Raw genomic sequence first — 23,019 nt, 5'->3', positions numbered from 1 at the left:
CGCCTTGATGATGTAGCAGCACCTGAACGCCAATTAATCTTCAGCTACCGCGGCAATTTCACGCCGCTGTCGCAGTCCGGCCGCGGCTTTGATGGAGATCAAGGCAGCGTTCGAACCAGGCCATGACGGGATCGTCGGCGGCCAGCATCGCGAGGCCGGTGCAGACACGCAGCCATTGCAGCGCGCCGAAGACAATATAGTCGGCAAAGAGCGGCGTCTGCCCGCCGATGAAGGGCTGGAACTTCAGCATGTGACGGAGCGGCTCCAGCTTGGCGCCGAAGGCGGCCTTCTCCGCTTCGCTGTCGGCGGCAATCACCTCCAGCGGCTTGCCGAGCCTGACCTCGCGGCTCTCGCGGAAATAGGCCTTGTCTCCTTCGTCGAGGTTGGCGTGGATGTCGAGAAGGGCGATGCGCGTGATTGAGGGATGGATGATCATCTGCGAATAACCCTCGACCATGCGCGACAGCGCCTTGCCGCCCTCGCCGTTAAACAGCGACGGCCGCTCGGGATAGGCTTCTTCCAGATAGAGGGCGATGTCGAAACTGTCGGGGATCAGCCGGCCGTTGTCGTCGAGAACGGGCACGGTCTGCGAGACACCGCCACCGATTGCGCGGATGCGGGTATAGGTCGTCGGGATTTCCTCGAAATCGAGCCCCTTATGCGCCAGCGCCATCACCGCCTTCCAGCAATGGGGCGAAAAGAAGCGCCGCTCGTCGGCGCCGCAAAGAGAATAGAGAGCTCTGGTCATACCAGTCCTTTCGAGATCGCAGCTTCATCCATTGCACGACAGAAAGCGCCCGTAATCAAATCAGGAAATTTCATGGGCGCCATCACTCCGATTTCTGGACAAACGGCATAGACTGCCGATACGACAGCAGGAGGGGTCGGATGCTCAGGCATTACAGGATGTTTGCCGCCTATATAGGCTGCGGTTGGGGCGGGGCGTAGTGCAGATTGGATAGAGCGGACACCGCATGCTTGAGCGCGGGGTTCTTCGGAGGACGCTGTGACAAAACGCCTAAATCTTATCTGTCTGGTAGCTTTCTTCTTCTGCTTCGCAGGAGCGTATGCTGTGCAGCTGTTGAATGGCGGTGTAGAAAACACACACGGGATTTACAGGTCTGTATACACGGTATTTTGGTTTTTTATCGTTGCGTTGCTTCCATTCAGCGTCGGGAGTTATCTCCTTACGCGGTCCTGGCGAGAACTGCGCAAAAATAAAGAAAATAGGGAGTTCCTACTCAAAAATCCGATTCTCACATTTTTCATTTGGCGTGAGGAGATTGATGGTGAGTAGCGCGACAGCGTTTCGACTACCGATGGCTGTTCACCCTGCTTCGGCGAGACGGAGAGCCGTCCGGCGCCGATCGTATCTACCGGCTCTATCGCGAGGAAGGTCTTCTGTCCGCACGCGCAAAGGCAGGTGGCGGGTGCCATCAAGACTGCATTAACCGCTTATGCCGTAAATCCCGGGCTTCCCGTTGAAAATTCAGCCTCTTTTAAAAGCTTGCAGGCATGAATGCAGGAAATGAGGCCGGGCAGCGAGGGATCGTCATGCAGAATGCAAGCGCAAACGCACTGGTGCCGCGCGAAGCGGTGCGCCCGGCGCCCATGACGGACATTCAGAGGATCGCCCAGCACCTGGCACGCCTCAACGTCGCCGCCTTGCCACGCAATTACGAACTCTTCCACGAGGCGATTATCGGGCTCAATGCCGGCCTTGCGCAGGATATTGCAGCACTTGGGTCCCAGCCGCAGCAGGCGATGCTCGATGAACTCGGCCTGAAATACCGGCTCGTCAGCCATTGCGGGCTGGCCGGCGAGACGTCACGCAACGAGGCGAGCCGGATGCTGCGCGAGGTGGCCGAGAGGCTTACCGAAGGGCTGAGGCACAGAGATGCCTTTGCACGCGCCTGCGCCACGATCCTGAAATCCGTTTCCGGAAACGACGACCAGAGCCTTGCCGCCTTCCTCAGCGAGATCGATTACCTCACCGCCTCGCTCGCAACGGTGCTGTCGGCGGAGATGGAAATCGGCGCCAGGCTGCAGGACGACATCAAGGCGCTGGAAACGCTGGAGCGCGGCATTTCGGCAATGCAATCGGCCGCTGTGGCCGACAAGATCACCGGGCTTCCGAACCGCATCGCGCTGAACCGGACGATCGCCGATCTCTACGAGCGCGAAGAGGGTGCTGCCGGCAGCGCGCTGATCATGGTCGATATCGATAATTTCACCGATCTCAACGGCACATACGGCACCCAGGCCGGCAACAAGCTGCTGAAGAAGCTCGCCACCCTCTTCCGCAAATCGGTCAAGAAGAACGACTTCGTCGCCCGCACCGAGGCTGACGAATTCGCTGTCTTGTTTTCCAACGTCGGCATGCAGGACGCAATCGCTATCGCCGAGCGGCTGCGCGCCTCGGTCGAGGACAATCTGGTCTTCGCGACATCCGACAAGGCCGATCGCGGCCGGCTGACCATCTCGATCGGCGTAGCACTCAGCACCGATGCGGCAACGCCGGGGCAATTGCAGGCCAATGCCCGCGTGGCGCTTCTCGCAGCGCAGTCCAATCCTCGACGGCCGGTGCAGGCTTTCGGCCACTGAGGCACACAAGCATTCCTTGGCGCAGGGCAAGTATGCTTAAGCGCTCTTGCCTTGACGGGCGCTTTCGGCCAAAACGCCGCCATGATCACGATTACCGACATTTCCGCCCGCATCGCCGGGCGCCTGCTTCTCGACAATGCCAGCGTCTCGCTGCCTTCGGGCACCAAGGCGGGGCTGGTCGGACGCAACGGCGCCGGCAAGTCGACGCTGTTTCGCGTCATCACCGGCGATCTCGGCTCCGAGAGCGGATCGGTATCGATCCCGAAGGCCGCCCGCATCGGCCAGGTGGCGCAGGAAGCGCCGGCGACCGAGGACGCCCTGATCGAGATCGTGCTTGCCGCCGACAAGGAACGCACGGCGCTCGTCACTGAGGCGGAAACGGCGACCGATGCGCACCGCATCGCAGAAATCCAGATGCGCCTCGTCGATATCGACGCGCATTCGGCCGAAGCGCGGGCGGCGAGCATTCTCGCCGGCCTCGGCTTCGACCAGGCGGCGCAAGCCCGCCCCGCCTCCTCCTTCTCCGGCGGCTGGCGCATGCGCGTCGCGCTCGCAGCCGTGCTGTTTGCCGAGCCGGACTTGCTCCTGCTCGATGAGCCCACAAACTATCTCGACCTCGAAGGCACATTGTGGCTGGAAGACTATATCCGCCGCTACCCGCACACCGTCATCATCATCAGCCACGATCGCGACCTTCTGAACAACGCGGTCAATTCGATCGTGCATCTCGACCAGAAGAAGCTTACCTTCTATCGCGGCGGTTACGACCAGTTCGAGCGGCAGAAGGCGGAGGCCGACGAGCTGCAGACGAAGGCCAAGGCGAAGAACGACGCGGCCCGCAAACATCTGCAGGGCTTCATCGATCGCTTCAAGGCCAAAGCCTCCAAGGCGCGGCAGGCACAGTCGCGCGTCAAGGCGCTGGAGCGCATGGGAACGGTCGCCGCGGTGATCGAGGACCACGTCACGCCGATCACCTTTCCCGAGCCGGAAAAGCAGCCGGCATCGCCGATCGTCGCGATCCAGAGCGGCGCCGTCGGCTACGAACCCGGCAATCCGATCCTGAAGAACCTCAACCTGCGCATCGACAATGACGATCGCATCGCTCTTCTCGGCTCGAACGGCAACGGCAAGTCGACTTTCGCCAAATTCATCTCCGGCCGGCTTGCGCCGGATAGCGGCGAAGTGAAAATCGCGCCGAGCCTGAAGATCGGCTTCTTCGCGCAGCACCAACTCGACGACCTCATTCCCGAGCAGTCGCCGGTCGAACATGTGCGCCGGCTGATGCCCGGCGCGCCGGAGGCCAAGGTGCGCGCCCGCGTCGCGCAGATGGGGCTTGCCACCGAGAAGATGGCGACGGCCGCCAAGGATCTTTCCGGTGGCGAAAAGGCCCGCCTGCTAATGGGGCTTGCCGCCTTCAATGCGCCGAACCTGCTGATCCTCGACGAACCCACCAACCATCTCGACATCGACAGCCGCCGCGCGTTGATCGAGGCGCTGAACGATTACGAAGGCGCCGTCATCCTGATCTCGCACGATCGCCATCTGATCGAGGCGACGGTCGATCGGCTGTGGCTGGTCAACGCCGGCACGGTGACCGCCTTCGAAGGCGATATGGACGAATATCGCGACCTGATCGTCAGTTCAGGTAAAAAAAAAGAAGAAAAACCGCAGCTAATTGAAGACGCGACGTCGAAGGCGGAGCAACGCAAGCTCAATGCCGAACGGCGGGCGTCGCTGAAGCCGCTGAAGAAAAAGATCAACGAAATCGAATCCTTGACGGCGAAGCTGGAGAAACAGATTCAGGCGCTTGACGCGGAACTTGCGGATCCTGTTCTCTATGAAAAGACGCCCGCCAAAGCCGCCGAAAAGGCAAAGCAGCGCGGCGAGGCTGCGGCCAAGCTGGCTGCGGCCGAGGAAGACTGGCTGATGCTTTCGGCCGAATACGAAGAAGCGATGGCGGGATAGCCACAGCTGTCGCCGAAACGCGGCGAAGTGCCGCGCATCGGCACAATTCCGGCCACCATCAACCAATCGTTAACCATAATTCGAAAGGTTGTCTCAACATTCGTTACCGATTTGTTGAGCCCTTTCGATGTATCGCTTTTTCATTCTGTTTTGCATGGCCCTCACGGCCACCCTATCTGCCTGCACCACCACCAAAGCCCCGGATACATCGATCAAGACCTCCTCGGTGATCGCGCCCGAGGGGCGGAAACTTGGCTATGCCGGCGACGATGCGGGCCCGCGCATGACCGGCTGGCACCGTCTGGCCGGGCGGACGCTGGAGGTTTCCTCGCTCGCCGATCTCAAGCTGCAGGACAAGGAAGTGATCCTGAGCTTCGACGACGGCCCGATCCCGGGCCGGACCGACAAGGTGCTGGCGATCCTCGACCAGTTCGGCGTCAAGGGCGCCTTCATGATGGTCGGCGAAATGGCCGAAATGCATCCGGCGCTGGCCCGCAAGGTCGCTGAGGACGGCAACACGATCGGCAGTCACACCTATGACCACGCCAACCTGAGTGCGCTTGATTTCGACGCGGCGATGGCCGAGGTGATCAAGGGCGAATTGGCGGTGACCAAGGCGACGGGGACCGACGTTTCCTTTTTCCGTTTCCCCTATCTTTCCGAGAACCACAGACTGCGCGCCGCGATCGCCATGCGCGATTTGGTAGTCATGGATGTCGATATCGACAGCAAGGACTATTTCGCCACAACACCGGCCTCCGTGACTCAGCGGACGATGGACCTGCTGCGCAAGCGCGGCCGTGGCATCATTCTGATGCATGACATCCACAAGCGCACCGCAACGATGCTGCCGACCCTGCTTTCGGACCTTGAAGCCGAAGGCTACAAGGTGGTGACGCTGAAGTTCAAGAAGACGCAGGCGCCGAACAATCTCGTTGCCTCGGCCGATTTCGTGACGACCCGTTAAAGCCGGGTTGCCAAGCCTGGACCGGCTGCCTAGATCTGAGCGACGTCAACGGAAACCGGCAGGTCGAACATGAACCTTCATCTCGAAACGGACGACGATCCGCGCACCCGCCAGTTCATCGACGAGCATAACCGGGTGTCCGACGCTGCACTCAGAACAGCTGAATTCGTCAGGGATCGGGACGCGATCAAGGCGCTGATCGAACGGCAGGACAGGCTGATCGTGCCGATGCGCCGCGGCGACTGGCTGTTCGATTTCCGGCAGAGCAAGGACAATCCTCTCGGCGTCTGGCTCCGTCTGCCTGCCGATCAGGAACCGCTGCCGGACGCCGATTGGGAGCCGGTCTTCGATCTCGATGCCTTCTGTGCCAGTGAAGGCAAGCGCTGGAGCTGGCGCGGCGCGGTTACCTGCCCGTGGGAGCCGACGCGGGTGCTGCTCACGCTTTCCGACGGCGGCTCCGACCTTAACCGGCTGCTCGAGTTCGACGCCGAGAGCAAGCAGATCGTCGAGGGCGGTTTCGATACGCCGACCGCACGATCGCATGCCAATTGGCTGAGCCGCGACGAGATCTGCTATTTCGGCTCCATCGACCGATTTTCGTCGACCCGCTCCGGATGGCCACGGGTCGGGCGGCGATTGAAGCGCGGGCAGCGGCCAGAAGATGCCACCGTCATGTTCGAAGCCGCAAACGAGGACGTCTACGGCTTTAATCTCGTCATCGACCCGGCCCTGTCGGGCGCTTCGGCGGATGCCGGATTGATCGACATTTTCGTCGCCGCCCATGAGATCGGCGTGGCCAGCGCGTTCCTGATCGGCGACGACGGCACGCGGCGGCGCATCGATCTGCCCAAGGAGGCGGACTTCCAGTTCAATCATGATCATTGCCTCTGGCGGGCAAAGACCGATGAGCGCGTTGCCACCGGCAGTCTCGTGCTGCAGCGCTTCGATCCGAGTTCGGAGACGGTTCCGCTCGGGCCGGCGCGGATCCTGTTTCAGCCTGGCGAGGGCCAGTCGATCTCGCAGATGATGCTGATGCGCGAGTGGTGCGTCTTCATCATCTCCGATCGGCTGCGTCCGCGTCTCCTGGTGCTGGACCTGACAAAGCCCGATGCCGAACAGCGCGAGATCGCGCTGCCGGCGGACATGCAGACGGCTCATTTCAGGCCGCTCTATGCGGATCTGCATCTTGGCGACGATACGCTCTGCATCGTTGGCCAGGGTTTCCTGCAGGCTCCGGCCTGTTACCGCCTCGCGCTGTCGGACCGCAGCAAGGAGGCCGGGCCGATTTTCGTCGCCGCGGCGCCCAGCTATTTCGATGCGACCGGTATGTCATCCGAACTGCTGGAGGCCGTTTCCGAGGACGGAACCAAGGTTGCCTACCGGCTGGTCCTGCCGAAGCAGTGGACCAAGGGGGCGCTGCCGGTGCTGCTTTACGGCTATGGTGGCTTCGACGTCTCGCTGTCGCCGAACTATTCCGGGGTGACGGGACGCTGGCTGGAACAAGGCGGCGCCTATGTGCAGGCCTATATCCGCGGCGGCGGCGAATTCGGGCCCGACTGGTATCGCAGTGCCAAGCGGCAGGGGCGAGACCGGGCGTTTGCCGATTTCGTCGCCATCGCCCGCGACCTCGTCGACCGCGGCTATACCGTGCCGTCGCGGATCGCCTGCCAGGGCGGCAGCAATGGCGGCCTGCTGACGGGCGTGATGCTGACGCGTTACTCTGAAGATTTCGGCGCCGTCTGGTGCCAGGTACCGGTGCTCGACATGACACGCTTTCACCTTTTCAGCGCAGGGCAAGCCTGGATGGACGAATACGGCGATCCGGAGACGCCGGCGGACCGGGATTTCATGCTCGGTTATTCGCCGCTTCACAATGTCAGGCCGGCGACCGAGATCACCTACCCGCCGATTTATATCGAAAGCTCCGCCAATGACGACCGCGTGCATCCCTCGCATGCGCGCCGCTTCGCCGCGCGGCTGGAGGAAGAAGGACACCGGCCGCTCTTCCATGAATTCGGCTCAGGCGGGCATGGCGGCGACGGCAATTCCGAAGAACGCGCCGCCCGCGCGGCAATGGGTTACAGCTTCCTTCGCCAGACCATCATGGGCTAGTATCCAACAGAATGGAGGAGGAGAGCTTGTCGGCACGCCTCTTTCTGCTACAAAGCGCAATAAATCATACTTTTCATACAGGCTGGAAAATACCATGTCCCCAATCAACCTCGCCATCGTCGGCGTCGGCAAGATCGTCCGCGACCAGCACCTCCCCTCCATCGCCAAGAACGCGGATTTCGAGCTTGTCGCCACGGCGAGCCGCCACGGCACGGTCGAAGGCATCAGGAGCTATACGACGATCGAGGCGATGCTCGACGCCGAGCCGTCGGTCGATGCCGTCTCGCTCTGCATGCCGCCGCAATATCGTTATGAGGCAGCCTATAAGGCCCTCGTCGCCGGCAAACACGTCTTCCTGGAAAAACCGCCCGGCGCAACGCTGAGCGAAGTGGCCGATCTCGAGGCGCTTGCGAGCAAGCAGGGTGCGTCGCTGTTTGCCAGTTGGCATTCGCGCTATGCGCCGGCCGTCGAGGCGGCCAAGGCGTTTCTGGCTTCGACGACGATCAAAAGCGTGCACGTGATCTGGAAGGAGGATGTCCGCCACTGGCATCCGAACCAGGATTGGATCTGGCAGGCGGGCGGCCTCGGCGTTTTCGATCCCGGCATCAACGCGCTGTCGATCGTCACCCACATCCTGCCGCGGCCGATCTTCATCACCGAGGCCGTGCTCGAATTTCCCGACAACCGCGATGCGCCGATCGCTTCCGACATTCGCTTCCGCGATGCCGGCGGCCTGCCGGTTCATGCCGAATTCGACTGGCGCCAGACCGGCAAGCAGAGCTGGGACATCGTGGCGGACACGGCAGCAGGCCAGATGGTTCTCGCCGAGGGCGGCGCCAAGCTTTCTATCGATGGAGCGCTGACATTCGCCGAGCCGGAGCAGGAATATCCCTCGCTCTACCGTCGCTTCGCCGAAATCATCAAAGCCGGCAATTCGGATGTCGATCTCGCGCCGCTGCGCCACGTCGCCGACGCCTTCATGCTCGGCAAGCGGAAGTTCGTGGACGCGTTCCACGACTGAGCCATTTGGCAATCTTTGCCGAGGAGTTGCCCGTCAACAGCGACGGGCAACGGCCTGGCTCACCCCAGCCGGGGGGATCGTGCCGCTCAATATCCTCACGAATCTCGACGACGACAAAGGCTCGAGGCGGTAACGCGCCACCACCGCGGTGAACCGCTCAAGCCTTCTTCTCCCACCGTCCCTCCGAAGTCTGCTGCCAATAGGTGAGGTTATGCCCCTCGCCTTTCAGCTTCTTCCATTGTGCACGCGCGGCCTCCAGTTGCTCCTGGTCGTGACCGTCGAACATGAAGACCACGCGCTCATAGCCATCGACCGGCGGCGGCTCGGCGCCGTCGATGATAAAACGCACGGTCGCAGCATTGGCATTATCAGGTGTCACCGTCAAAAGTACCGGCTGGCTTTCGGCGAAATCGCCCTCGTCGGTGCCGTGCGGCAGGAAGCTCTCCTCGCGGAACGTCCAAAGATGCGCGTCGAGAACATCGCGCCGCGCCGGCTCGCGCGTCTGGATGGCGACACGCCAGCCGCGCTCGACGCTCTTGTCGATCAGCGGCGGAAGCGCGTCCTCCAGCCTGGTTTCGGTCAGATGATAAAAGAGAACGTCGGTCATCAGGCTTCATAATGAGCGCGAACGAGCTCGTCGAGCAGGCGCACCCCGAAACCGGAACCCCAGGATTGGTTGATCTCATCCTGCGGCGAGCCCATCGCCGTGCCGGCGATATCGAGATGCGCCCAGGGTGTGTCCTGGACGAAGCGCTTGATGAAATGCGCCGCGGTGATCGAGCCGGCCTGTCGGCCGCCGGTGTTCTTCATGTCGGCGAACTTGCTATCGATCAGCTTGTCGTAGTCCTTGCCAAGCGGCATGCGCCAGAGCTTCTCGTTGGTCGAAAGGCCGGCTGCCGTCAGTTGGGCGGAAAGCTGGTCGTCATTGGAGAACAGGCCGGCATGCACATTGCCGAGCGCCACGATGATGGCGCCGGTCAGCGTGGCGAGATTGATCATGAACTGCGGCTTGAAACGATCGTTGCAATACCAGAGGGCATCGCAGAGCACGAGGCGGCCTTCGGCATCGGTATTGATCACCTCGATCGTCTGGCCGGACATCGAGGTGACGATATCACCAGGACGCTGGGCGTTGCCGTCAGGCATGTTCTCGACCAGGCCGATAATGCCGATGGCATTGACGGCGGCCTTGCGGGAGGCGAGAACATGCATGAGGCCGGTGACGGCTGCGGCACCGCCCATATCGCCCTTCATGTCCTCCATGCCCGCGGCCGGCTTGATCGAAATGCCGCCGGTATCGAAGACGACACCCTTGCCGATGAAGGCGATGGGACGATCCTTGCCCTTGCCGCCCTTCCACTGCATGACCGCCAGGCGCGGCGGACGCACGGAGCCCTGGGCGACGCCGAGAAGGGCGCCCATGCCGAGACGGCGCATCTCCTTCTCCGTCAGGATTTCCACGTCGACGCCCAGCTTTTCCAGCTCCTTCGCTTTAGCGGCGAACTCGACGGGGCCGAGCACGTTCGGTGGCTCGTTGACGAGATCACGGGCAAGATTGACGCCGCCGGCAATCGCTTCGGAATCGGAAAACGCCTTCTTGGGACCATTCGGATCGGCGGTGACGATCGTCACCTTGACGGATTTCGCCGCCTTTTCCTCGTCGTCACTCTTCTTCGTTTTGTAGGTATCGAAACTGTAAGCGCGCAGCAGCATGCCGAGCGCGAAATCGGCAGCTGCCCGCGCGCTCGTCTCAAGGCCAGGCACGTCGATGAAGACGGCGGCCTTGTCGGTATTCTTGATTCTCGCTGCCGCAATACCGCCGGCCTTCAGCCAGTCATGGGCGGTGAGGTCGGCGGCCTTGCCAAGCCCGATGACGACGATGCGCTCGACGGATGCGCCTTCCGGGGCGACGATATCGAGCGCGCTCATGGATTTCGCGGAGAATCGGGCGATCCTAGCAGCCTTGGCGATCACGCCTGCAGGGTCGACCGTTTCGGTGCCTGCGGCGCTGTCGGCCTCCGCAGTCTTCAACAGGATCGCCAGGCCGCCATTGAGCTTTGCCGATTTTGAGAATGCAATTTCGAACTTTGCTGACATGTCTTCTCCGCTGGGATTCTTTGAAATCCGTCCATGGCGGATAATTTCGCGTTTGGCGGGTCTGTCAATGGCTTGCGACAATTGTTATGGTCGCCCGCGGCCATCAGGGCCTTCGTGTTTTCGTCAGTTTCATAGATATTCGCGTTGACAATTTTTTCGAAAAATCGATGGCGGGGCCCAGCAATCCGCCTGCCGAAAACGACTTTCGGTGCATTCGTGCTGCTGTTCTGGACGTGGTGGGCGCTGCTTATCGTCTTCCGCGCCTTCCCCGGGATAGACATCTATTTTTCCCAGCTTTTTTTCGTGCGTGCAGATTGCGACGCGGCTGCCGCCGCCGGCAGCATCTGCGGCGGCTTTCCCTATCGCGACTCGGGGAACTTCGACCTTCTGCGCACCGTCTTCTTCCGTCTGCCCTATGTCGTGGCGATCGTGATGGTGTGGAAACTCATCGAATGCCACCAGCAGCATGGCGCAACCTTCAACGCCGAACGGGCGCGCAAACTGAACGTCGCGCTCGGAACGCTGCTGATTGGGCCGGTGCTGCTCGTCAATGTTGTCCTCAAGGAACATTGGGGTCGGCCGAGGCCGATACAGACGGACATTTTTGGCGGTGCCCTGCATTTCGTCGAAGCCGGTTCGCTTGCCGGAAAATGCGTTTCGAACTGCTCGTTCATCTCAGGTGAGGCTGCGAGCGCCGGATGGCTTTTCTGCCTTCTGCTCTTCGTTCCAAAATCCCTGCGTTATGCACTGGCTGCACCTGTGGCGGCAATCGCGATTCTCACTCCGGCGATGCGGCTATCCTTCGGCGCGCACTACCTCTCCGACGTCGTTCTCGGATGGCTTTCGTCGCTTGTCGTCTTCGCCGCGTTGCTGGCGTTAACTGAGTCGCAACAGCATCGAAAAAATTCTGAAATTTGAATGAATTTTTGACACCAGCTTGTCGCAAAAGCGCGACAAAGAGCGTAGAGGGATTCTCCTGCAAAGCCGTTTGGGCTTGCAGGTGCTTTCAAGGGCAGGCATGAAACTACTCGAGACATACATATTGCGGCGCGTCGGCCAGATGTTTCTCGTGGCGCTCCTGCCCGTTCTGGCGATCATTTGGACGACTCAGGTTTTGCAGCGCATCAATCTGGTCACCGACAGCGGCCAGTCGATTGGCACGTTCGCCAAGCTCGCGACGATGATCCTGCCGTCGATCATTCCCGTCGTGCTGCCCTTCGCCCTCGTTATCGCGATCACTCAGACGCTGACGACGATGAACAATGATTCCGAGCTCACCGTCATCGACGCGGCCGGGGCGCGGCGCAGCGTGCTGATCCGCCCGATCCTGCTGCTTGCCGCCGTCGTCAGCGTCTTTTCCTTCTTTGTCGACAACGTCGTCGAGCCGCGCGCAAAAACCGTCGTGCGCCAGATGATCGCCGAGACCTATGCCGACCTGCTGTCTTCGGTGATCGAAGAAAAGACCTTCCGCAAGCTTGATGAAGGCCTTTATGTGCAGATCTCGAAGCGGATGGCCGGCCGCATGCTGAAGGGACTTTTCGTCGCCGACGAGCGCGACCCCGCCTACGAGCTGGTGTATTATGCGAAGGAAGGCGCCGTCGACGATACGGGCACGACGCTGATCATGCATGAGGGTGAAGTGCACCGCAAAACGCCCGACGGCAATGTCTCGGTGATCAATTTCGATTCCTATTCCTTCGACCTCTCGGACATGACGGAAAGCCGCGGCCAGGCGACGCTGCGCGCCAGCGACCGTGACCTGTGGTTCCTGATCAATCCGGATCCGGCCGACAAGGATTATACGATCCGGCCGCTGAGCTACACCGCCGAACTGCATCGCCGGCTGACGGACTGGATCCTGCCTGTCGTCTTTGCCCTGTTTTCGCTGGCGATCGCCGGCGATGCGCGCTCGCACCGCGAAGCGCGGCTGCATCCGATGGTGAGCGCGCTCGCCTATGCCTTCGCGCTGCGATGGGCGGCATTTTATGCGGCCAATCAGATCGACACCGACCCTGAATATATCGTCGTTCTCTATGCCATACCGATCGTCAGCGGCATCGTCTCGATCGTCTTCCTCGGCCTGCACAAACGACTGGCCATTCCATCGTTCATCCGGGACCGGATTTCGTCTTTCTGGAGACGGGGACAGGAAAGGCTGCTTGCCGCGACCGGCAGGACCGACGGGGATACGGCCCAATGATATTCGGGACATTGTCGCGTTATTTCTTTCGCCGCTACTTGGTGACGATGGGCTGGTTCCTGATCGGCGTCTCGGCGATTTCTTTCCTCCTCGATTTCAGCGAGACGGCAGGCCGCATGTCCGGCCTGCCCGGCTACACGATCGGCGGCGGCATTCTGATGACCGCCGTGCGCCTGCCGCTTATCCTGCAGCAGACGGTACCCTTCATCGCGCTGTTCGTCGGCATGACGGTGCTGATCGGGCTCAACCGCAAATATGAGCTTGTCGTCACGCGCGCAGCCGGTATTTCGGTCTGGCAGTTCATGTTCCCCTTCATCGCCGGGTCGCTGCTGCTTGGTTTGCTGACGATGACGGCGCTCAATCCGCTTGCCGCCTGGGGACAACGCCAGGCGCTGCTGGTCGAATCGGACTGGCGCGGTGAGAACGCGGTTCTGCGCAAGGCGCCGCAGATTCCGTGGCTGCGCCAGATCAGTGGCCGGGACGACGTCATCATCGGCGCCCAGACGGTTCAGGAGAACGGAACCAAGCTGATCGACGCGGTGCTGATCCATTTCGATTCAAGCGGCCAGGTCATTCTGAGACAGGACGCCGCGACGGCAAAATTGGAAGATGGTTACTGGCAACTTAACAACGTTGTCGAGCGTAAGGCTGGCGAAATCCCCGTGCGTAAAGCTTCGGTTCAACTTCGCACCAATCTGAAACAGGACTTCGTCCAGGAGCGGCTGACGGCGCCGGAAACAATTGGTTTCTTTGACCTTTCCAACCGCATTGCCGCGGCCAAATCCTTCGGTATCTCGACCAAGGCGCTGGAGACGCAATTCAACTCTCTGTTGTCCCAGCCATTGCTGCTGGTGGCGATGACTTTCATTGCCGCAACAGTGTCCCTGAAATTTAGCCGGTTCAACCAATCTCGCTCCGTGATTCTGGGTGGCATCCTTTCGGGCTTCATGCTTTATGTCATCACCGTGCTTGTAAAGGCATTCGGAAGCAGTGGAGTTGTGCCCCCCTTCGTGGCGACGTGGATACCGGTGATCGTCGCGCTGGCTTTAGGTGCGACAATTCTGCTTCATCAGGAGGACGGCTAGTGGCGGCAGGCGACCGCAAGTATTTTAGTAAACAGTTGGTTGCCCTGCTCGTCGGCGCGACTCTATATTCCTATTTCGGCAGCGCCCCGGTCTCCTACGGCCAGGTCAGCGCGCCCGACCAAACGATTGGAAAGAAAATTCCTGCAGAGGCCAAGCTTCTGCTTTCGGCCAATGAACTCGTCTATAACCGTGACGCCGATCTGGTGTCGGCGGTCGGCGGCGTGCAGATCAATTATGCCGGCTACAAAATGGTCGCGCAGAAGGTCGAATACAATCAGAAGACCGGCCGGATGATGGCGGTCGGCAATGTCGAGCTGGTCAGCCCCGACGGCAACCGCATCTATGCCGACAACCTAGACGTGACCGACAATTTTGCCGACGGGTTCCTGAACTCGCTGCGCATTGAAACCGCCGACAATACCCGCATAGTCGCTGAAAGCGGCCAGCGCGTCGGCGGCACGATGATGATTCTCAACAAGGGCGTTTACACCGCCTGCCTTCCCTGCGCCGAAGATCCGAAGCGCGCGCCGTTCTGGCAGGTCAAGGCCAAGCGCGTGATCCAGAACGGCGTGACGCACACGATCCGTCTGGAGAGGGCACGCTTCGAGCTGCTCGGCCATCCGATCGCCTTCTTGCCGTTCATCGAAGTTCCCGACAATACGGTGAAGCGCAAGTCGGGCTTTCTCTTCCCGACGATGAGCCTGTCGCAGAATCTCGGCTTCGGTCTTTCCGTTCCTTATTATTACGTGATCTCGCCGAGCATGGACGCGACGGTGACCGGCACCGGCTACACCGCCCAGGGCTTCCTCATCGAAGGTGAATTCCGCCAGCGCTTCGAAAACGGCACGCATATCCTGCGCGTCGCCGGCATAGATCAGGCAAAGCCGGACAATTTCAGCTCCGGCACCAGCGATGCCGAAGCCAGTCAGCGTGGCATGGTGGCCTCGAAGGCCGAATTCCGTATCAATCCGCGCTGGACGTTCGGTTGGGACGTCATGATGCAGAGCGACAACAATTTCTCGAAAACCTACAAGCTGCGGGACTTCACCGGCACGGATCGCACCAACCAGATCTACCTGACCGGACTTGGCAAACGCAATTATTTCGACATGCGGGCGTTCTATTTCGACGTCCAGGATGCCGATCGAACGAACACGGCCGAAAAACAGCAGGCGATCGTCTATCCCTCGCTCGACTATCACTATGTAGCGCCGCAGCCGCTTGCAGGCGGCGAACTGTCGGCTGATGTCAACCTGACGAATATTTCGCGCACCCATGACGACTTTTATACCGTCGACGGATTCGATCGCTTCCGCGGCCTGAAGGGCCAGACGTCGCGACTGACCACCGAGTTGCAGTGGAAGCGCACCTACGTCACGCCGACCGGCCTGGTCATCACGCCGCTGCTTGCGGCGCGCGGCGACGCCTTCGCGCTGAATATGGACGACCCCACAGGCTACGCCGGCAACTACAGCGACGGAAATTCCGCCACCCGCTCGATGTTCACCGCCGGGCTGGAGATGCGTTATCCGATCCTGATGACGACGGATAACAGCACCCATATCCTCGAGCCGATCGCGCAGATCTATGCCCGCCCCGACGAGCAGCTCGCAGGCCGCCTGCCGAACGAAGATGCGCAGAGCTTCGTCTTCGACGCCACCTCACTGTTCGACCGCGACAAATTCTCGGGCTACGACCGCGTCGAAGGTGGCACCCGCGCCAATCTCGGCGTCCAGTACACCGGTACGTTTGACAGCGGTTACAAGCTGCACGGCATCTTCGGCCAGTCTTATCAGATCGCCGGCCAGAACTCGTTTGCCACCGACGATCTTGTCAATGTCGGCGCGGATTCGGGCCTTGAAACCACTCGCTCCGACTATGTCGGCCTCGGCGGTATCGAGACACCGTTCGGCGTTTCCGTAACGGGCTCGTACAGGCTCGACGAGAAGAATTTCGAGTTCCGCCGCGGCGACCTGACGACGGCCTACCAGAACGACACCTTCTCCACGCAGATGACATTCACCCATCTCAGCGCCCAGCCGGAATATGGCTTTGCCTCGGACAATGACGAGCTCCAGACCAGCAGCAAAATCAAGTTCAAGGATTACTGGTCGATTTTCGGCGGCATCGCCTGGGATCTGAATAATGATGTGATCAGCCGCCGGACGCTTGGCCTGTCCTATGACGACGAATGCACGATCTTCACGATTGCGTATACCGACAGCAGGGATTCCGGCGACGAGACGGCAAGCGACTGGACGATCGGCGCACGGCTGACCTTCCGCACGCTCGGCGACATCAAGATCGGCTCAGACACCCTCGAGTGATGGGCGGACAGCGCAAACATGGCCTGAAGCCATTCTTTCGCCGTAAGCCTGTGCAGGACATTGCCGCCAGTCGATATCTGAGGCATAGGGGATTCGCGCCGTGATGGAAGCGAATGTCCGCGTGTCTCGCACTGTGGTAAGAACGCCGCGAACAACGTCTCGCGGCGCTATTAGGAGGTCAACAACAGATGATTGACGCAAAAAAAGCTATAGCTACGTTCCTCGCCGGGGCAGCGATTGCCTTGCTGACGGGTGTTGCCGCTCCAGCGCTTGCAGCAAGTGAGGTCAAGGCCGTGGTGAACGGTACCGCCATCACCAGCGGCGATGTCGCCAAGCGCCAGGCCTTTATGCGCCTGCAGCATACGAAACCCGATGCCAAGGCTGCCGAGGAGCAATTGATCGACGAGGCGCTCAAGCGCCAGGAAGTTTCCCGAGTCCATATGTCGGTTTCGCAACAGGACGTCGACGCGTCTTTCGCCCGCTTTTCGAGCGGCAACAAGCTTTCCGTCGAGCAGATGTCGCAGATCCTCGATCGCGCGGGCGTTGGCGTCGACCATTTCAAGGGTTTCATCGCCGTGCAGATGAGCTGGCCGCGGGTCGTCAACGCGCGATACGGTTCGACCTCGCGGCTGTCGAACTACGATCTCGTCTCGCGCATGATGCAGAACAACAAGCAGAAGCCGGTGACCACCGAATATATGCTGCAGCAGATCATCTTCGTCGTTCCGCAAGCCAAGCGCAATGCCATCACCGGCAAGCGCAAGGGTGAGGCCGAGGCGTCGCGCTCGAAATTTCCGGGCTGCGATCAGGCGAAGGTCTTTGCCGCAACGATGCGCGACGTTTCCGTGCGCGATCTCGGCCGCATGCTCGCCCCTGAGATCCCGCCGGATTGGAAGCCGCTGGTCGAGCAGGCCAAAGGCAATACGACGGGGACCCGCGTCACCGACAAGGGCGTCGAATATCTGGCAATCTGCAGCCAGCGCCAGGTTTCCGACGACCAGGCGGCCGAAATGGTGTTCCGTCAGGAAGATCTCGGCAAGTCCAAGGCCGACAAGGACGCCAGCCCGGAAAACGATAACAGCAAGAAGTATCTGGATGAACTGCGCAAAAAGGCGCAGATCGCCTATCGCTGACCGACGATGACGATACCGTTTTCGCGACCGCTTGCGCTGAGCCAGGGCGACCCCGCCGGCATCGGGCCGGATATTACGCTGATGGCCTGGCTGCGGCGGCGTGAACTCGGGCTGCCGCCTTTCTTCCTGATCGGCGATCCCGAGGTATTGGCGTTGCGAGCCCGCCAGCTCAACCTTTCGGTTTCGATCGGCGAGGCGGATAAGGCCAGCGAGGCCGCCGGGATGTTTGCCGAGGCGCTGCCCGTCATGACAGTACCTGTCGGTATCGAAGTGGTGGCCGGCGAGCCGCATGCGGCAACGGCTAAGAGCACGATCGCGGCAATCGAAAAAGCCGTCTCGCTTGTCATCGACGGCGAGGCGCTCGCGGTCGTTACCAACCCGATTTCCAAAGCCGTGCTCTACGAGGCAGGTTTCCGGTTTCCCGGCCATACCGAATTTCTCGCCGATCTCGCCGCCAGGGCAACCGGCAGGCCGGTGACGCCCGTGATGATGCTGTCAGGACCGAAGCTCAGGGCCATTCCCGTCACCATCCACATCCCGGTTCGGGACGTGCCGCAGGCACTGACCGGCGAACTGATCGTGGAAACCTGCCGGATCGCTCATGAAGACCTGAGGCAACGCTTCGGCATCGAGGCGCCGCGGCTCGCGGTTGCCGGCCTCAACCCGCATGCGGGCGAAGGCGGGACGATCGGCAAGGAGGACGAGGATGTCATTCGCCCGGCGATCGAGCGCCTGCGCGACGAGGGCATCGATGCGATCGGCCCCCTTCCCGCCGATACGATGTTCCATGACGAGGCGCGGGCGCGATATGACGTCGCCGTCTGCATGTATCACGATCAAGCGCTGATTCCGGCCAAGGCGCTGGGTTTCGACGACAGCGTCAACGTGACGCTCGGGCTTCCCTTCGTGCGCACCTCGCCGGATCACGGCACCGCTTTCGGCATTGCCGGCAAGGGACTGGCGCGCGAGCAGAGCCTTGTTGCGGCGCTGAAGCTTGCCGCCCAGCTCGGCCGCAGCGCGGAAAGCCGCCGCTGATGGCAGCACTCGATGGCCTGCCGCCGCTTCGCGATGTCATCCAGCGTCACGGCCTCGACGCGCGCAAGGCGCTCGGGCAGAACTTTCTGCTCGACCTCAACCTCACGCAGAAGATCGCCCGGACGGCGGGCGCTCTCGAAGAGGCGACCGTGTTCGAGGTCGGCCCCGGTCCCGGCGGGCTGACGCGGGCGATCCTGGCGCTCGGCGCCAGGAAGGTTATCGCCATCGAGCGGGATACACGCTGCCTGCCGGCACTCGCCGAGATCGCCGATCATTATCCGGGCCGGCTGGAGGTGATCGAAGGCGATGCGCTGAAGACCGATTTCGAGGCCTTGGCGCCGGAAGGCCCGATCAAGATCATTGCCAACCTGCCCTACAATGTCGGCACGCAGCTTTTGGTCAACTGGCTGCTGCCGAAAGCCTGGCCGCCATTCTGGCAGTCGCTGACGCTGATGTTTCAGAAGGAAGTCGGCGAGCGGATCGTCGCCTGCGAAGACGACGACCATTATGGCCGCCTCGGCGTGCTTTGCGGCTGGCGGACGGAGGCACGCATGGCCTTCGACGTGCCGCCGCAGGCCTTCACGCCGCCACCGAAGGTAACGTCGACGGTCGTCCATCTGACACCCCGCGAAAACCCCATCCCCTGCGCTGTCAGCAATCTGGAAAAGGTGACGCAGGCGGCCTTCGGCCAGCGTCGCAAGATGCTGCGTCAAAGCCTGAAACCGCTCGGCGGTGAGAGCCTGCTCGTCAAGGCGGGCATCGATCCGGCCCGGCGGGCGGAGACCCTGTCCGTCGAGGAATTCTGCCTTCTCGCAAACAGCTTAGTGATGACGAAGGCAAGCCGCGAAGTCGGCACCTAGGCCTCGGACGGCTCTTGGAAGCCACGGCAAAAAAATGCCAAATAACCGGCTGTGGCCGACGGCTGCCGCAATTTCGGCAAGGAAATTCGAGGCGAATTCAGTTTCGGATACTGATTCACGATGCACCATTGAGAATATGGTTTAGCGAAGCGAGAACGCGATCATTCTGCTTGGGCGTCCCGATGGTGACGCGCACCCAATTTTCGTAGCCCGCCTCGCGCCACGGCTTTACGATGATCCCGTCTGCGAGCAGCGCCTTGGCGGCATGCTCGCTCGGAAGGGTGGTCCGGAAGAAAAGAAAATTAGTCTGGGAAGACGCGGTGAAGACGCCGAGCTCGTCCAGACCTCGCGCCAACCGTGCTCGCTCGGTTTTTGTGCGCTCGACGGATTGCTTCATCCATTGTTGATCGGCAAGCGCGGCGACTGCCGCGACCTGGGCTGCAGCGTTCACGTTGAACGGCGGCTTTGCAGCGGCAACGATACGGGCGATCTCGGGGTTGGAACAGGTCGCATAGCCCACTCTGAGGCCTGCAAGTCCATAGGCCTTAGAGAAAGTTCGCAGCACGATCGAAGGGAAATTGCCGCTGCGAACCAGCGCCATCCCGTCCGCCTGCCCTTCTTCCATATATTCGAAATAGGCTTCGTCCAGCACGAAGAGCGTTTGCGGCCGCGTGGCGGCCACCAGTCTGTCAAGCTCGCTGCGGGTCAGCGCCGCACCGACCGGGTTCGACGGAGAGGGAAGGAAGAAAAGCGCCGGGCCGGTTGCAAGCGCCGCTTCCAGAGCCGGGATGTCGAAGCCCATATCCGATGTCATCGGCACCTTGGTGACCCGTGCTCCCGCCGCAAGCGGCTCGATCTCGTGCAAGCCGAAGCTCGGCGTCACGGTCAATGCCGATGAGCCCTGGACGAGGAAGGCACGGGAGATGGCGGCGACCATCTCCTCCGAGCCATTGCCGACGACGATTTGGCCGGGCGGCAGGTCAAGCAGGCGTGACAGGGCGTTTCTCAGTTCTGTGCAGGCTGGATCCGAATAGCGCGACGGGTTGAAGGCCGACGATGCCATTGCTTCCATCACCTTCGGCGAGCAGCCGTTCGGATTTTCATTGCTGGCGAGTGCCGCGATGTCGTCATGGCCGCTCAACTGACGCGCAAGCCTGATATTCATGCCCGCATTGTAAATCGGCAAGGCCGATATATGCGGATTAGGGACGATCCCTGGCCTTGCGGATTCATTGACTGACATCGATCGAGCGCTTTCGAATTTCCATGGAACGGGTTACCAGGGGAGCGGGATTGCTGCGGGCAGTCTTGGTTCAGGAGGCCGGGGCAACGTCCGCGAGATGGCGAAAGGCGCCGTTCCAGTAAAGAAGCGGCTCAGCCCCTCTCCGCAGCGTGATCGCCCTCACCCTTCCAATCAATATGGCGTGGGAATGCATGGGGACGGCTTCGTCCAATTCGCAATCGAGAGCCGTCAGCGCGCCGTCGAGCATCGGCGCGCCGGTGCTAATCGCCGACCACGCGGCACCCTCGTAGCGGCGAACGCCGCTTCTTCCCCCGTAACCGGAAAATGATTGCGCCACGCTCTGCTGATCATGCGCAAGCATGTTGACGCAGAAGTGTCTGTGGCGCTGCAGCGCCGGCCACGAGGACGATCCGCGATTGACGCTGACGATGACGGAGGGGACGTCGGCCGACAACGATGACACCGATGTCGCCGTAAAACCGGTCCGGTCATCACCAATACCCACGGTGATGACGCTAACGGCGCCGGCGAGATGGCGCATCGATGCCTTGAAAAGGTCCTTGTCGACCAACTGCAACTCGGCAGGGATCTCGGGAAGCGTTATTGAAACTGTCATCGGGGATCCTCGATAGGCTTTCGGGAAGCCCCGACCGGAGCCTCCGAGACATCGCGTCCTGGCTCAGACGGATTTGCGTGCGGCGGCGTAGCGGTTGACCGGCATAGAGAGACCCAGGTTCTCCTGCAGCGTCTTTCCTTTATACTCCTCTCTGAACAAGCCCCGAGATTAGCCTCAAGGAATTCAGACAGCATCCGGCGGCCGACATCCGCGACATTCAGCAAGTAATTGAAATCATTTGCACCGTTGACATTGCTTTGCGGATGCAGCCATGAAGCCGGATGATAAACGAAGGTGCCAAGTTTCGGTTTGTCCTGCCGAGGCATGCAATCACCTTTCAGAGACTTTGGGTTGCTGATCGTCTTCGGCAGCTCCCATGACATTCAATAGGCTGCGCCTGCCAAGGCAACAAGGCGGCAACAAATGCGTTCATTTTTAGATTTTCTAAACGTCGGGAGACGCGTGAGCATCCATGACACGCCCTTGGTTGCGACCCATGACCTGTGCGAGCACAGCGAACAACAGGCGTCGGTTTTGCCTTTGAGCTGGTTGGTGACGAGCTAATCACCCTCTGTAACGGCGGAGCGTCAAGTGAGATCCACGTACAAGGGTTCCGAGCTGTAGGCCGGATTGAACTTTGATCAAATGCCAATGCCCAGATACCAAGAGACAGCGATCAATTGACCGAGGTAATCGATGACATTCAATGAGGAAAAATTAATCGCTCTGCGCAAGAAGTATGGCGAAAGCCACGGCGGAGAATTTTTCGATGCCAATTTCCGTAACGTGGCGGATAAGATCTTCTCGAAGAGCGGCACCCGGCTTGCGCCATATGCCGGCATCCCGACCTTCCTGTCGGCACCCCATATGCCGGCCTATGCGGAAAATCCGGAGTTTGGCAATCTGCAGGTCGCGATCCTGGGCGTGCCGATGGATCTCGGCGTGACCAATCGGCCCGGTTCCCGCTTTGGACCGCGCGCGCTGCGCGCTATCGAGCGCATCGGTCCCTATAATCACGTTCTCGGCTGCGCGCCCGTTTTCGATCTCAACGTCGCCGATATCGGCGATGTTCCGTTCCGCTATCGTCTCGAACTCAGCCAAGACGATATAGAAAAGCGCATCAACCAGATCGTCGATGCCGGCGTGCTGCCGCTGTCCGTCGGCGGCGATCACTCGATCACGCATCCGATCCTGAAGGCCGTCGGCAAGAAGGCGCCGGTCGGTCTTATTCATATCGACGCCCATTGCGATACCGGCGGCTCCTTCGACCAGACGAAGTTCCATCATGGCGGTCCGTTCCGAAATGCCGTCCTCGACGGCGTGCTCGACCCGACGCGGACGATCCAGATCGGGATTAGGGGATCGGCGGAATATCTTTGGGAATTCTCCTATGAATCCGGCATGACGGTCATTCATGCAGAACAGGTGACCGGCCTCGGCATCCCGGCCATCGTCGAGAAGGCCAGACAGATCGTCGGCGACGGCCCGACCTATCTTTCCTTCGATATTGACAGCCTCGATCCGAGTTTTGCGCCTGGCACCGGAACGCCGGAGGTCGGCGGTCTGACCACCCGGGAGGTGCTGGAGCTCATCCGCGGCCTGAAAGGCATCAATCTGGTCGGCGGCGATGTGGTCGAGGTGGCGCCGCAATATGATGCGACGACCAACACGGCCCACGCGGGCGCGCAGACGCTGTTCGAAATCCTGAGCCTGATGGTTTTCAGCCCCTCGGTGAAATAGCGCGGGGCAACATC

Annotated in this window: 18 protein-coding genes and 1 pseudogene; 14 read left to right on the top strand and 5 right to left on the bottom strand. The window is 60.9% G+C overall.

Features of this window, described 5'->3' with window-relative positions; translation table 11 throughout:
• Positions 1–58: 58 nt before the first annotated feature.
• Positions 59–748, bottom strand: a complete 690-nt coding sequence (locus HJB83_RS07285) for a glutathione S-transferase family protein (RefSeq protein WP_221131504.1) — start codon at positions 746–748, stop codon at positions 59–61.
• 551 nt (positions 749–1,299) lie between these two features.
• Here HJB83_RS07285 and HJB83_RS34690 point away from each other — a divergent pair.
• From HJB83_RS34690 to HJB83_RS07260, 6 genes and pseudogenes are all read left to right on the top strand, one after another.
• A pseudogene (locus tag HJB83_RS34690) lies at positions 1,300–1,422 on the top strand (IS3 family transposase); the annotation flags it as partial.
• Positions 1,423–1,554: 132 nt separating this feature from the next.
• On the top strand, positions 1,555–2,604 hold the full coding sequence (locus HJB83_RS07280; protein WP_221131503.1) for a diguanylate cyclase: 1,050 nt from the start codon (positions 1,555–1,557) through the stop codon (positions 2,602–2,604).
• Between the two features lie 81 nt (positions 2,605–2,685).
• Positions 2,686–4,569: an ABC-F family ATP-binding cassette domain-containing protein gene (locus HJB83_RS07275; RefSeq protein WP_207583680.1), complete on the top strand. Its 1,884-nt coding sequence runs from the start codon at positions 2,686–2,688 to the stop codon at positions 4,567–4,569.
• Positions 4,570–4,696: 127 nt separating this feature from the next.
• Positions 4,697–5,536, top strand: coding sequence for a polysaccharide deacetylase family protein (locus tag HJB83_RS07270; RefSeq protein ID WP_221131502.1), 840 nt, complete (start codon positions 4,697–4,699; stop codon positions 5,534–5,536).
• A gap of 69 nt (positions 5,537–5,605) precedes the next feature.
• Positions 5,606–7,648 (top strand): prolyl oligopeptidase family serine peptidase, encoded by a 2,043-nt coding sequence (locus HJB83_RS07265; RefSeq protein WP_221131501.1) that lies wholly within the window; start codon positions 5,606–5,608, stop codon positions 7,646–7,648.
• Between the two features lie 94 nt (positions 7,649–7,742).
• Positions 7,743–8,669 (top strand): Gfo/Idh/MocA family protein, encoded by a 927-nt coding sequence (locus HJB83_RS07260; protein WP_221131500.1) that lies wholly within the window; start codon positions 7,743–7,745, stop codon positions 8,667–8,669.
• A gap of 157 nt (positions 8,670–8,826) precedes the next feature.
• Here HJB83_RS07260 and HJB83_RS07255 read toward each other — a convergent pair whose 3' ends face one another.
• Together HJB83_RS07255 and HJB83_RS07250 are read right to left on the bottom strand one after the other, a co-directional pair.
• The gene (locus HJB83_RS07255; RefSeq protein WP_221115275.1) at positions 8,827–9,276 is read right to left on the bottom strand and encodes a DNA polymerase III subunit chi; all 450 of its coding nucleotides are present in this window, start codon (positions 9,274–9,276) and stop codon (positions 8,827–8,829) included.
• Positions 9,276–10,766, bottom strand: a complete 1,491-nt coding sequence (locus HJB83_RS07250) for a leucyl aminopeptidase (protein ID WP_207583675.1) — start codon at positions 10,764–10,766, stop codon at positions 9,276–9,278. Before HJB83_RS07250 ends, HJB83_RS07255 begins: the two co-directional genes overlap by 1 nt.
• A gap of 144 nt (positions 10,767–10,910) precedes the next feature.
• On the opposite strand from HJB83_RS07250, the gene HJB83_RS07245 reads away from it, so the two are divergent.
• The 7 genes from HJB83_RS07245 (at position 10,911) to rsmA (ending at position 19,406) form a co-directional block, all read left to right on the top strand.
• Positions 10,911–11,684: a phosphatase PAP2 family protein gene (locus HJB83_RS07245; protein WP_207583674.1), complete on the top strand. Its 774-nt coding sequence runs from the start codon at positions 10,911–10,913 to the stop codon at positions 11,682–11,684.
• A 100-nt stretch (positions 11,685–11,784) separates the two neighbouring features.
• The gene (gene lptF, locus HJB83_RS07240; protein WP_207583673.1) at positions 11,785–12,966 is read left to right on the top strand and encodes an LPS export ABC transporter permease LptF; all 1,182 of its coding nucleotides are present in this window, start codon (positions 11,785–11,787) and stop codon (positions 12,964–12,966) included.
• Positions 12,963–14,051 carry an LPS export ABC transporter permease LptG gene (gene lptG / locus HJB83_RS07235; RefSeq protein ID WP_207583672.1) on the top strand — a complete coding sequence of 363 codons (1,089 nt, stop codon included), beginning with the start codon at positions 12,963–12,965 and terminating at the stop codon, positions 14,049–14,051. Before lptF ends, lptG begins: the two co-directional genes overlap by 4 nt.
• Complete coding sequence (locus tag HJB83_RS07230; protein ID WP_207583671.1) at positions 14,051–16,378, top strand: LPS-assembly protein LptD; 2,328 nt, start codon at positions 14,051–14,053, stop codon at positions 16,376–16,378. The genes lptG and HJB83_RS07230 overlap by 1 nt, the downstream gene beginning before the upstream one ends.
• A 188-nt stretch (positions 16,379–16,566) precedes the next feature.
• The gene (locus HJB83_RS07225; protein WP_207583670.1) at positions 16,567–17,511 is read left to right on the top strand and encodes a peptidylprolyl isomerase; all 945 of its coding nucleotides are present in this window, start codon (positions 16,567–16,569) and stop codon (positions 17,509–17,511) included.
• A 6-nt stretch (positions 17,512–17,517) separates the two neighbouring features.
• The gene (pdxA, locus tag HJB83_RS07220; RefSeq protein WP_207583669.1) at positions 17,518–18,546 is read left to right on the top strand and encodes a 4-hydroxythreonine-4-phosphate dehydrogenase PdxA; all 1,029 of its coding nucleotides are present in this window, start codon (positions 17,518–17,520) and stop codon (positions 18,544–18,546) included.
• The gene (gene rsmA / locus HJB83_RS07215; RefSeq protein ID WP_207583668.1) at positions 18,546–19,406 is read left to right on the top strand and encodes a 16S rRNA (adenine(1518)-N(6)/adenine(1519)-N(6))-dimethyltransferase RsmA; all 861 of its coding nucleotides are present in this window, start codon (positions 18,546–18,548) and stop codon (positions 19,404–19,406) included. Before pdxA ends, rsmA begins: the two co-directional genes overlap by 1 nt.
• A gap of 115 nt (positions 19,407–19,521) precedes the next feature.
• Here rsmA and hisC read toward each other — a convergent pair whose 3' ends face one another.
• Both hisC and HJB83_RS07205 read right to left on the bottom strand, forming a co-directional pair.
• Positions 19,522–20,649 carry a histidinol-phosphate transaminase gene (gene hisC, locus HJB83_RS07210; RefSeq protein ID WP_221115277.1) on the bottom strand — a complete coding sequence of 376 codons (1,128 nt, stop codon included), beginning with the start codon at positions 20,647–20,649 and terminating at the stop codon, positions 19,522–19,524.
• A 70-nt stretch (positions 20,650–20,719) separates the two neighbouring features.
• Complete coding sequence (locus HJB83_RS07205; RefSeq protein WP_221131499.1) at positions 20,720–21,265, bottom strand: flavin reductase family protein; 546 nt, start codon at positions 21,263–21,265, stop codon at positions 20,720–20,722.
• Positions 21,266–21,961: 696 nt separating this feature from the next.
• Between HJB83_RS07205 and speB the strand changes: the two genes are divergently transcribed.
• Positions 21,962–23,005, top strand: a complete 1,044-nt coding sequence (gene speB, locus HJB83_RS07200; RefSeq protein WP_221131498.1) for an agmatinase — start codon at positions 21,962–21,964, stop codon at positions 23,003–23,005.
• The last annotated feature ends 14 nt before the right edge of the window (positions 23,006–23,019 follow it).

It is taken from the genome of Rhizobium sp. NZLR11 (genome assembly GCF_019685115.1).
Classification (GTDB): Bacteria; Pseudomonadota; Alphaproteobacteria; order Rhizobiales; family Rhizobiaceae; genus Rhizobium.
This window is presented reverse-complemented; position numbering and strand designations above follow the sequence as displayed.

Excerpts from the sequence above, each read along its gene's own strand:
- HJB83_RS07285 (WP_221131504.1), bottom strand. The coding sequence starts at position 748 with ATGACCAGAGCTCTCTATTCTCTTTGCGGCGCCGACGAGCGGCGCTTC.
- HJB83_RS07280 (WP_221131503.1), top strand. The coding sequence starts at position 1,555 with ATGCAGAATGCAAGCGCAAACGCACTGGTGCCGCGCGAAGCGGTGCGC.
- HJB83_RS07275 (WP_207583680.1), top strand. The coding sequence starts at position 2,686 with ATGATCACGATTACCGACATTTCCGCCCGCATCGCCGGGCGCCTGCTT.
- HJB83_RS07270 (WP_221131502.1), top strand. The coding sequence starts at position 4,697 with ATGTATCGCTTTTTCATTCTGTTTTGCATGGCCCTCACGGCCACCCTA.
- HJB83_RS07265 (WP_221131501.1), top strand. The coding sequence starts at position 5,606 with ATGAACCTTCATCTCGAAACGGACGACGATCCGCGCACCCGCCAGTTC.
- HJB83_RS07260 (WP_221131500.1), top strand. The coding sequence starts at position 7,743 with ATGTCCCCAATCAACCTCGCCATCGTCGGCGTCGGCAAGATCGTCCGC.
- HJB83_RS07255 (WP_221115275.1), bottom strand. The coding sequence starts at position 9,276 with ATGACCGACGTTCTCTTTTATCATCTGACCGAAACCAGGCTGGAGGAC.
- HJB83_RS07250 (WP_207583675.1), bottom strand. The coding sequence starts at position 10,766 with ATGTCAGCAAAGTTCGAAATTGCATTCTCAAAATCGGCAAAGCTCAAT.
- lptF (WP_207583673.1), top strand. The coding sequence starts at position 11,785 with ATGAAACTACTCGAGACATACATATTGCGGCGCGTCGGCCAGATGTTT.
- lptG (WP_207583672.1), top strand. The coding sequence starts at position 12,963 with ATGATATTCGGGACATTGTCGCGTTATTTCTTTCGCCGCTACTTGGTG.
- HJB83_RS07225 (WP_207583670.1), top strand. The coding sequence starts at position 16,567 with ATGATTGACGCAAAAAAAGCTATAGCTACGTTCCTCGCCGGGGCAGCG.
- pdxA (WP_207583669.1), top strand. The coding sequence starts at position 17,518 with ATGACGATACCGTTTTCGCGACCGCTTGCGCTGAGCCAGGGCGACCCC.
- rsmA (WP_207583668.1), top strand. The coding sequence starts at position 18,546 with ATGGCAGCACTCGATGGCCTGCCGCCGCTTCGCGATGTCATCCAGCGT.
- hisC (WP_221115277.1), bottom strand. The coding sequence starts at position 20,649 with ATGTCAGTCAATGAATCCGCAAGGCCAGGGATCGTCCCTAATCCGCAT.
- HJB83_RS07205 (WP_221131499.1), bottom strand. The coding sequence starts at position 21,265 with ATGACAGTTTCAATAACGCTTCCCGAGATCCCTGCCGAGTTGCAGTTG.
- speB (WP_221131498.1), top strand. The coding sequence starts at position 21,962 with ATGACATTCAATGAGGAAAAATTAATCGCTCTGCGCAAGAAGTATGGC.